6 protein-coding genes are annotated in these 10,965 nt (G+C 68.2%); 5 read left to right on the forward strand and 1 reads right to left on the reverse strand.

The genetic code is table 11. The features are described from left to right. Both ACY34I_RS39085 and ACY34I_RS39090 read left to right on the forward strand, forming a co-directional pair. On the forward strand, positions 1-1,885 hold a 1,885-nt coding region (locus ACY34I_RS39085), incomplete at its 5' end, for a prolyl oligopeptidase family serine peptidase (RefSeq protein ID WP_462760370.1). A gap of 342 nt (positions 1,886-2,227) precedes the next feature. Further along, positions 2,228-6,619, forward strand: a complete 4,392-nt coding sequence (locus ACY34I_RS39090; RefSeq protein ID WP_462760372.1) for a S8 family serine peptidase — start codon at positions 2,228-2,230, stop codon at positions 6,617-6,619. Between the two features lie 61 nt (positions 6,620-6,680). Here the strand turns inward: ACY34I_RS39090 and ACY34I_RS39095 are convergent, their stop codons facing one another. Further along, complete coding sequence (locus tag ACY34I_RS39095; protein ID WP_462760374.1) at positions 6,681-7,691, reverse strand: hypothetical protein; 1,011 nt, start codon at positions 7,689-7,691, stop codon at positions 6,681-6,683. A 237-nt stretch (positions 7,692-7,928) separates the two neighbouring features. Between ACY34I_RS39095 and ACY34I_RS39100 the strand changes: the two genes are divergently transcribed. The 3 genes from ACY34I_RS39100 to ACY34I_RS39110 form a co-directional block, all read left to right on the forward strand. Further along, complete coding sequence (locus ACY34I_RS39100) at positions 7,929-8,165, forward strand: IclR family transcriptional regulator domain-containing protein (protein ID WP_462760378.1); 237 nt, start codon at positions 7,929-7,931, stop codon at positions 8,163-8,165. A gap of 421 nt (positions 8,166-8,586) precedes the next feature. Then, positions 8,587-9,249: a YceI family protein gene (locus tag ACY34I_RS39105; RefSeq protein ID WP_462760376.1), complete on the forward strand. Its 663-nt coding sequence runs from the start codon at positions 8,587-8,589 to the stop codon at positions 9,247-9,249. Positions 9,250-10,395: 1,146 nt separating this feature from the next. Then, positions 10,396-10,965 (forward strand): DUF2637 domain-containing protein (locus ACY34I_RS39110; protein ID WP_462760380.1); only part of this gene is annotated, 570 nt, incomplete at its 3' end.

Below are 10,965 nucleotides of genomic sequence, written 5' to 3' on the forward strand. Positions count from 1 at the left end.
CTACAACTTCTGGCAGGACGCCGCCCATCCCCGTGGGCTCTGGCGCCGGACCACCCCCGAACAGTACCGGCGGCCGGAGCCCGAGTGGGACGTGCTGCTCGACGTCGACGCGTTGGCCGCCGAGGAGGGTGAGAACTGGGTCTGGCGCGGCGTGACGGTGCTGCGCGCCGGTTACCGGCGCTGCCTGATCAGTCTGTCCCGGGGCGGCGCGGACGCGGTGGTGGTCCGCGAGTTCGACGTCGTCCGGCGGGCCTTCGTCGCGGACGGCTTCACGCTTCCCGAGGCCAAGAGCCGCGTCTGTTGGATCGACGCCGATCACGTCTACGTGGGCACCGACTTCGGGCCGGGTTCGCTGACCACGTCCGGGTATCCGCGGATCGTCAAGCGGTGGCGGCGGGGCACGCCGCTGGCGGCGGCTGAGGTCGTCTACGAGGGCCGCGCCGAGGACGTGGGCGTGGTCGCCTGGCACGACCCGACACCGGGGTTCGAGCGCGACTTCGTGGGTCGCGGCCTGGACTTCTACCGCCAGGAGACCTACCTGCTGTCGGAGGCGGGCGAACGGATCCGGATTCCCATGCCGGAGGACGCCCATCTGGACGTACATCGGGAATGGCTGGTCGTCCGCCTGCGCTCGCCATGGACGGTGGGCGAGGTGACCTATCCTGCCGGCGCCCTGCTGGCGGCCCGCTTCGACGCGTTCCTCACCGGTGCGCGGGAGATGGCGGTGCTCTTCCAACCCGGCGCCCGCACGGCGCTCACCGGTTACGTGTGGACGCGGCACCATCTGATCCTGGCCACCCTCGCCGACGTGCGGAGCCGGCTTGAGGTGCTGACACCGGGCGAGACACAGTGGCGGCGGGAGCCGCTCGCGGGGGTGCCGCAGGACGAGCACAGCTGGATCGTGAAGACGGACCCGGACCTCGGCGATGACTACCTGCTCGCCTCGGCGGGGTTCCTCCAGCCGGCGACGCTCCGGCTCGGGCAGGTGGGCGGCGCGGTCGAGACCCTCAAGCGGGAGCCGGCGTTCTTCGACGCCGAGGGTCTGGCGGTACGCCAGTTCTTCGCCATCTCGGCCGACGGCACCCGGGTGCCGTACTTCGTGGTGGGGGAGCCGGACGGGCCGGCCGGGCCGGCGCTGCTCACCGGGTACGGCGGGTATGAGGTACCCCAGCTTCCGCACTACGACGGGGTGATCGGCCGGGGTTGGCTGGCCCGGGGCGGCAGGTATGTGGTGGCGAACATCCGGGGCGGCGGGGAGTACGGCCCGCAGTGGCACCGGGCCGCGATGCGGGAGCGCCGGCCCAGGGGGTACGAGGACTTCGCCGCGGTGGCGGCCGACCTGGTCGCGCGGGGGATCACCACGCCGGCGCAGCTCGGCATCGAGGGCGGCAGCAACGGCGGGCTGTTGATGGGGGTGATGCTGACCCGCTACCCGTCGCTCTTCGGCGCTGTCGTCGCGCATGTGCCGGTGCTGGACATGCGGCGCTACCACCGCCTGCTGGCCGGTGCCTCGTGGATGGCCGAGTACGGCGACCCGGACCGGGCGGAGGACTGGGCCTACCTGCGGGAGTACTCGCCGTACCACAACATCCGCAGTGGGGCGGTGTACCCGCCGGTCCTGTTCATCACCTCGACGCGGGACGACCGGGTGCATCCGGGGCATGCCCGCAAGATGACGGCCCGGCTGCGCGAGCACGGCCACGACGTGTCCTACTACGAGAACGTCGAAGGCGGGCACGGTGCCGCCGCGAACAACGAGCAGCGTGCCTTCAACTCGGCGCTGGCGCTGGAGTTCCTCTGGCGGACGTTGACCGAGCCGGTGAGCGTTGCCCTACCGCGTCAGGCCGGGGAGGCGGCTGCGCAAGGTGCTACCGGGCCTTGGTGAGCTGCCGGGCCGCCCATACTGAGGCGGCCCCACATCCGCGACTTCCGCCACGGCCGCTCGCGAACTGGCGACGTCGCTCCTGACGGGCACTACCAACAACTCCCGGCATCACAACTACCAGCTCGCGGACCAGGTGCTCGGCCGCGCAGTCGGCTGACGACCGGCCGTGGGAGCGGTGGGTCTGCGCCGAGTGTGGCGGTATTCAGCCATGGCAGACATCCGCCCCAGTCGGTCCGTTGATCCTGCCCGGACCCAACTGCGAGATTGGCCAGGCGGCTCAGGTGTTCTCGTCTCTGCGGGCTTGGCCGCACGGTGATGTTTCACCCCTTGGTTAGGAGCACGATGAAACGACGAACAGGTGTGATTGCCGCGGCGTCGGCCGTGTTGACCGCCGCGGCGCTGATTGCGCCTGCGGCCGCGGCCGCCGCCCCGACCAGCCCGACTGGCTCCGAGAGCGCTGGCGCGAGCAAGGTCGATCCCGACGGGCCACAGGGTCCGGGTCGGTCGCCCGTTGCTGGGCTCGACGACCGGGCTGGGCGCGACAACCCGGATTCGATCTACAGGGCGGGGAAGACCGACGGGTTCCAGCCGCTGACCGACGATTCGCTGTCGGATACTGCGGCGGGGAAGCTGGGCAACGCCGACACCAGGCTGCTGCAGCAGGCGCAGGCGTCGAAGAAGAAGTCTGTCACGGTGTTGATGCTGGCCCGGAAGGGCGCGACCGAGGACGTCGTCGCCGCGGTGAAGAAGGCCGGCGGGACCGTCGGGTCGGTGACCGGAAAGGTCGGCTACGTCCGGGCGACCGTCCCGACCGACCGCGTGACCAGCTTGGCCGGCCTTCGGTCGGTCGCGGCGATCGACCTGGACCGGACGTACAAGGTCCCGAGCCCGGATCTGGGCGCCGCGGGTGCGAGGACGGCGGCAACGAAGGCCGCGGGGCCGACCGCGCCCGGCGCGAACACGCCCGCCGACAACCCGTACCTGCCGATCAACGAGACCGGCGCCGAGGCGTTCGTCAAGGACAACCCGGCCTGGGACGGACGCGGCACGGTCGTCGGCGTGCTGGACACCGGCGTCGACGTCGAGCATCCCGCGCTACAGACGACCAGCGACGGCAAGCCCAAGATTGTCGATTGGGTAACCGAGACCGATCCGGTCACCGACCGCGACGGCAGCTGGGTGCGGATGTCCACCACCAAGACGGGTCCGAAGTTCAGCTACCTGGGCAAGACCTGGACGATCCCGGAGGGCACGTTCCAATTCGGCGTGTTCTACGAGGGTGCGACGGCCGGGAGTGACTTCGAGGGCGACCTCAACCGGGACGGCGACACCCTGGACTACTACGGGGTTCTGTACGACCCGACCACACACAGGATCTGGGTCGACGGCAACAACAACCAGGACCTCACCGACGAGGCACCGATGGCCCCGTTCGCGGTCGATCGCCACGTCGGCCACCTCGGGAGTGACGACCCCGCAACACCGCAGAACGAGCGCATCCCGTTCGTCGTCGAGTACCGCGACAACGTCGATCTCTCCCCGCTCGGCGGCAGCAACGTCGGCAAGACCGCGAACTACGTGTCTATCGGGTTGCCGGTCGCCTCGCACGCCACCCATGTGGCGGGGATCATCGCCGGCACGTCGATGTTCGGCGGCCAGATGCACGGCGCCGCACCGGGCGCGCAGATCGTGTCCGCCCGGGCCTGCACGTGGGGCGGTGGCTGCACCCAGGCGGCACTGACCGAGGGCATGATCGACCTGGTCACCAATCGGCATGTCGACGTCGTCAACCTGTCCATCGGTGGGCTTCCCGCGTTGAACGACGGCTCCGACGTGATCGCCGCGCTCTACGACGAGCTGATCGACAGCTACGGCGTGCAGATCATCATCGCCGCCGGCAACGACGGCCTCGGCACCAACACCGTCAGCTCGCCGTCCGTGGCGGGCAAGGCCATCTCGGTCGCCGCGTCCGTCAGCTCCGACACCTGGTGGGCCGACTACGGGTCGAAGGTCGCCACCAAGCAGGCCATCTTCGGCTTCTCCTCCCGCGGCCCCGCTGAGAACGGCGCGCTGGCGCCGCAGGTGTCCGCGCCCGGCGCCGCCATCTCCTCGATCCCGATGTGGCTGTCCGGTGAAGCCGTCCCCGAGGCCGGGTATTCGCTGCCGGCCGGGTACGGCATGGCCAACGGCACCTCCATGGCGGCCCCGCAGGTCGCCGGAGCGGCGGCGCTGCTGCTGTCGGCCGCCAAGGCCCGTTCGCTGACGGTCAGCTCGGCGGCGCTGAAGACCGCCCTGACCGGCACCGCCGACCCGATCCCCGACGTCTCGACCGCCGCGCAGGGCGCCGGCATCATCGACACCGTCGCGGCCTGGAAGCAGCTCAGCGCTGGCATCAACACCAATGAGCTCACTGTGTCGGCTCCCGTTTGTAGTTCGCTGTCCGGCCTGCTCGCAACTCCGAACACCGGCATCGGCATCTACAACCGTTGTCTGCCAACCGAAGGCGGCCAGGTGACCGGTGCGCAGAAGACCTACAAGGTCAGCGTCACCCGGACCAGCGGTGCCGCCGAGAGCGTTGTGCACCGGATCGGTTGGATCGGCAACGACGGCACGTTCAGCGCCCGCGCGGCAATGCCCCTGCAGCTCGGAAAGGCAGCCGATGTCACGGTCACCGCGACCGCGACGACCTCCGGCGTGCATAGCGCGATCCTGACCATTGATGACCCGGCGACGGGCGGCATCGACCAGTTCGTCGCCGTCACCGTGCTGGCGACCAAGCCGCTGGCCAAACCCGACTACGCGGTCACCAGTTCCGGCACGCTCGGCCGAACCGGAACCACCTTGCTGCTGGTGCCTGTCCCCGAGGGCGTCGAAGCTCTGCAGCTGACCCTGGGCGGGCTCGCCGACGGCAGCCAGGTCCGCGCGTTGCCCATCGACCCCGACGGCATGCCCGCGGACTCCAACGCCAGTTACCACTGCTACACCAACTACACCGACCCGGCGAACTGCAACGCCACCGCACGACCGGTGTACCGACCCAAGCCCGGCATCTGGGAGTTCGTGATCGAGTCTCGCAGGACGTCTCCGGCCGAACAGAACCCGTACACCGCAACGGTGTCGCTGCAGGGCATGTCGTTCGATCCGGGGACCGTCACCGTCGACAAGGTGACGATGAACTCGCCGACGAATGTCGGCTCGACGGGGACGAACACCTTCGGCCCCGCGATCGCCCACGTCGCAACTGGCGAGATCGGCGATGTCCGCAATTTGTTCTCGACGGTCTCGCAAGGCGAAATCACGTCCAACATGCTCTATGTTCCGCGTCAGACGACCCGGCTCGACGTGACGCTGACGCCCAGAGCCGCTGCCGATCTGGACTTCTATGTGTATTTCAACGGCAGGCCGATAGGCCAGAGCACCACGACCGGGGACTCGCCCGAGCACATCGTCGTCGATGACCCACAACCGGGTACGTACTTCATCGTGGTCGCGGGAGTCACCGTGGCCGCAGACAACGTCACGTTCGACTACCACCAAGAGATGTACTCGAAGGGCCTCGGCACGATCACGCCGAAATCCGACGCGAAGTACACGGTTGCCACAGGCCAGTCGATGCCGGTCGACGGGGCGGTGATCGTCAGCGCTCGGCAGTTGACCAAGGATCCCATGGTCGGCCGGGTCCGGGTGGCAAACGAGTACGGCACGATCATCGGGGCGGCGGACGTCACGATCGCCACTGTCGACGTCCCCAAACTCGATCTGGTCGCCTGGGCCCCGCCATTCGTCGGCGCGGCTCTCAATGAAAGCGGCGTCGTCGCGGGAGATCGCCAGTACAACGCCAAGATGACGCCGACCATCTGGACGGCCGCCGACGGGTTCACCAACCTGGATCTCGCCGGGGGCAAGTACGGATCGGCTCTGGACCTGAATGACGGCCAGATCGCCGTCGGTGTCGCGACAGACAGTGCATTGCATTACCTTCCCGCCCAATGGGCCAAGGACGGAACGCTCACCGTGCTCGGCGTCCCGGATTGGCGGCCCTATTCCAGCGGCTACGCGACCGCCGTGAATAACAACGGGGTGGTCACCGGATTCGCCGAAGCAATCGTCAAGGAGTCCGACGGCAAGAACCACAGCTACAGCGACGGGTTCGTGCGGACGCCGGATGGGACGTTCAGCAAGCTGGCTCACCTGTCCTCGGATCTGACGGGAACCCAGCCGCGCGCCATCAACGATGCCGGAGTGATCGTCGGTGCCTCGCACACCGATGACCATGCGCCGCACGCGGTCGCCTGGGATGCGACGTCAGGTGCTATTCAGGATCTCGGCACGCTTCCGGGGCAGTACTCGGCCCAGGCGAACGATGTGAACGCCTCCGGGACCATCGTGGGGACCAGCGGTGACGACGCGTTCGTGTGGACCAAGGCTGGCGGAATGCAGCGCCTTGCCGACTACGGATACAACGCGACCGGCGAGAAAGTCACCGACGACGGGTGGATCCTCGGAACTGTCGAGCTCTTCCCGGACGTCGCGGTGTCGGCGATGTGGGACCCGCAGGGACGACTCTGGGATCTGTCCGGCATGGTGCCGCTCTCTGCCGGTGACCGATTCACGCCGACCTACAGCTTCGACATCAACGATCACCACCAGCTGATGGTCTACGGCGAGGGCGGCCCGAACGCCGCCTGGTCCAGCTCGGTGATGCTGAGCATCCCGGCGGGTCTGGGCAAGTAGGCCCGGCGCCACCTCGTCCCGTCGAGCCACCGCAGTCGGTGGCTCGACGGGACGAAGGCGTTCAAAGCCAGCCCCGGTCCCGCGCGTGCCAGCCAAGCAACACCCGGGAATCGGCGCCGGCCAGATCCATCAGCCGGCGGACCCTGCGCTGCATGGTTCGCAGGCCGATCCCCAGTCGGGCAGCGACCGCGGCATCGGTGTACCCGGCCAGCAACAGCATCAGGACCTCCCGGTCCGCCGGGTCGGCGAGATCCTTCGGCGATGCCAGGTTCGGGTCGACCCTACGGCCGAGGGCTTCCCGCAGTTGCATGGCCGACCGCCACAGGCTCTCGAAGCTGAACACCAGACAGTCCAGCAGCCCCCCGGCCCGCACCACCGCGATCTCCGAGTGCGCGTGCCCACCCTCGTCGAGCTGCACGATCGCAATCGAATCGTCGACGATCAGCAGCTTCGCCGGTAACGACTGCACCATGCGGATCTCCTGTCCCCGATCCAGGGAGGCGAACAGGTCCTTCTCCGCGGCGGGCTCATCCAGCACGGTCCGCTCGATGATGATCCGCTCCCGCAGGCCACGGCCGGCGACCTCGCGTTCGGTGTCGGTTTCGGAGATCCCGAAAACCGCGAACGGTGGTTTCGCGAACATCCGCATCTGCTCCTTGGCGGACAGCAACAGGCCATTGAGCCAGCTGCCGATCTCGCTGCGACCCCGAACGATCTCGATGCCGTTCGACAGCTGCACCTCGCGCGCCCTCCGGTACTCCTCCGTGAGCTCGTCGAGTGCCGCTCGGGCGGCCCTGACCTGCTGCTCGCGCTGCGCGACCATCCCCTCGAGCGCCAGCGACGGCGACACCGCCGAGATTTCTCCGCCGTCGGCCATGTCAACCAGGCACACCTGCCGCAACGCACCGATCGCCGTTTCGATGTCCTCGACCGAGATCCCCAGCAGGCCGGCGAGATCCGGCCCGAGCGCCGGTCCGCCGGAGACCAACGCCCGATAGACCCGCTCGGCCGTCGCGTCGATATCGACCCCGATGAGTGAGCTTGGCGGGGAGGGGCGACTGGGGTCGGCCATGGCGGGAACTATACGTCCGTTACGAACCGCTGCGTCTCCCAGGACCATTCGCTGTGTTCCCATCTTGCGGCGTCGAGCACAAACCGGAGGATCGCGGAGTCACCGGGCGCGATATCGGCGCCTGCGGCGTCGGGCCGTGCCGAACCTCGCCTCCGGCGGCAAGGCGATCCTCGCCGCGCTCCCGCCGAACCACGTCCGGGCGCTGTACGAGGACGTGGACGGGTCGACCTATCCAAGCTGCGTCGCGCGCTGGCCCTGGTCCGCAAGCGCGGTTTCGCGATCAACGACCAACTGACCGAGGCCGGGTTGACGGCACTCGGCGTGGCGGTTCGTAGGCCCTCTGGAGCGCCCGAGGCGGCGATCTCCCTCGCCATCCCGACCGCGCGGTTCGACCGTCACCAGCTACCGACGTGGGTCGCCGCGATGACGGCCGCCGCGACGCGGATCGAGAACGACCTCGCCGGGCGATCCTGAGCCGCTGCGGTGGCGACCTCGCAGTGAGTACGCGCAACGCGACGAGCCGGGCACGCCAAGCAATCTCCATACCGGCAGTCACGCTGCTCGCCCTCTCCTCGGCGGTGAGAATCTTCACGCTCGCGGCCTGCGGCAATGACGCTCCGACGTCGCCTCGATTCGATCTCCATCGACGATTGGGCTGGATCCACCGACGGCGAAAAGCCTTTCGCTGAAAGGGGATTGGCCGAAAGGCCGCACTGCTGACGACCGGGACACATCCGAGCTAGCCAGTCACGGTCGTCATTAGCTGGGTTCAGGAGGCGGGCAGAGCTACCTCCTATGCTGGCCAAGGGGTACACGTCCGACTATTCCGGCGGACTCCGCGAACCGCAGCAGAACGCTGGTAGCACCCAAGAGCAATTCGGGGGATGACACAACCATGACCGGTCCTGCCACACGGTCCTGGGATGGCATCACCATCCCGGCCGCCGGCACCTATCTTCTCGATCAGGCGCACAAGCGGATCGGCTTCCTGGCCCGCCACATGATGGTGAGTCCCGTACGCGGTGAGTTCGGCGCGGCGACCGCCCGGATCGACATCACCGAGGACCCGTTGGCATCCTCGGTGAGCGCGACCATCCACGCAGCGACCGTCAACACCGGCAACCCCGACCGCGACGCGCACCTGAGCAGCCCTGACTTCCTCGATGTGGAGAGGTATCCCACGCTGGAGTACCACAGCACAGGGATCAAATGGCACGGAAACAACGACTCGATCTTCTACTGGGCTCGCCTGCGGAGTAATCGACTGGGCCGCCGGAGCGAAGCCAGCCACATCCCACCACAGTCCGCAACAGGACGGTTCGTGCTCACCGGGGAACTGACAGTCAAGGGGATCACCCGACCGGTCGACCTTCAGGTGGAGTTCGGCGGTGCTCGCCGCGACCCTTACGGGCAGGACATCTTCGGGTTCAGCGCGACAGCGGAGATCGACCGCGAGGATTACGGGCTGGTGTGGAACGTACTTCTCGACAGCGGGGGCGTCCTCGTTGGCAAGAACGTGCGGATCGAAATCGCCGGCGAGGCGATTCGCCAGCCCTGACCGCCTCCGAGCCGACCCACGTACAGCGATCGGCATAGCGGCGCGGCAGACAGTCCAGCCATCGGTCGGTAGCAGATCTACTGCCGCGACCCTTGGCGGTCCATTGTGGCGGTTTGAAGAACTGCGCACATATGGATGAGAGCAGCTTCCCACGGCGCCGGCGCCGATCCGGAGAAGCGGGCGAGGTTCGCGGCGCTGGCCGACAGCCCATGACTTGACCAGATAATGGCGACCAATCGGGTGTACCTGACGGCTGCGGTACCCGAGCCGTCCCGCCACCGAACGCGATTACTGGGCGCTGTCCTGCCTACGGGCGGCACCAACCACCTGCGCACCCGTCCACCTGCTGAAATGACTGTCCTGCGCGGTGACCGCTGCTAGGTTTCTCGTCAGCGATCAGGTGGGAACGAACGGACAATGACCGGGCAGCCTGATCAATACTCCACCACAGTGGCGTCAAGACTGGATGGCCGATCCGCGCGGGATTTGGGTTGACTCGACGAGTGGTCCCGGGGCGTACTGGATAGATGTCCCCGCACCGCCGGCTGGCGTGGTCGGCCACAAAGCGCGGGGCAGGCACTCCCAGCACGGGGTGCCTGCTCTTGATGCGCCGACGACGCCGAGAGATGGGAGGCCAATGTGAAGGATCGTCCGTCGGCGAGTTGAGCCGCCGCACCACTGTGGCGCTTGTCGAGCGCTGCCAGTGGGGTGAGTCCTGACCCTTTGTGGCTCGGCTTGTCCGCCTGCCCCTATGTCCGCCTGCTCTATGTCCGTTTGTTGGCCGCAGCCTGCCGTGCGGGTGTGGCGACGCCTGCTGCCCTGGTGCCTGCCCCCGCGCGGGGGTCTGGCTTGTTCGCTGACCCGACCACAGTGACCCATATCAACCCCTGCACGCACGAGGGTCCGCCCGGCCGGCGTCACCCGGCGGGGTTGCGTCTGCCCGAGACCGGATCAGAGCGGGCCTGCGCGACCTGGACGGCACCCCACATCACCACACCGCAAACCCCTACCAACGAAGCTGGAGCACGAACATGACCTCAACCAATATCAATCCAACCAGGCCGGCGGCCGCCTTCCCGGTCCGCCTGCACACGACGATGCCATCCAAGGCTTTACCGGCGACACGTGCCGACAGGTGGTGGGCCGCTGGCCACGCCTGAGCAGCGATCCCCTGACCTAGCCACCGAGGTTCCAACGAGGCGGGAGCGCCTGGAGAACCGGATACAGGTGCTGATCATGCTGCTGATCGGCGGCGCGGCCGGTGCAGCCTCCTTCCGTCACGTCCACGACGTTGCCGCTGCACACGGCCAGCCGGGCTGGCTCGCCTGGGCCGACGCGGTCGTCCTGGAGTTGGCCTCGATCGCTGCTGGTTTGGAACTGCGTCGTAACCGGCGTCTCGGCAAGACTGTCGCCTTCCCCGCGACCGTATTGACGGTGGCGGTGTTCCTGTCCCTGGCCGCCCAGGTCGTGGAGGCGGAAGCGTCCGTCATCGGCTGGGTTGCCGCCGCGCTGCCGGCGCTCGGCTTCCTGACGATGGTGAAGATCGCCCTCGGCCGCGCCGACCCCGCCCCACCCGACCACACCGCCCGCATGCGGGCCGTGCCGGGACCGGCGTCGGTTCGTGGCGTTGCGGTCCCGGACAACCGCGAGCCGGTCCCCGGACCGCGGTTGCCGGTCCCCGCGAGGACTGCCGCGGTCCGGGACCCCAGCACCACG

The organism is Micromonospora sp. RTBAU3-60, assembly GCF_054963695.1.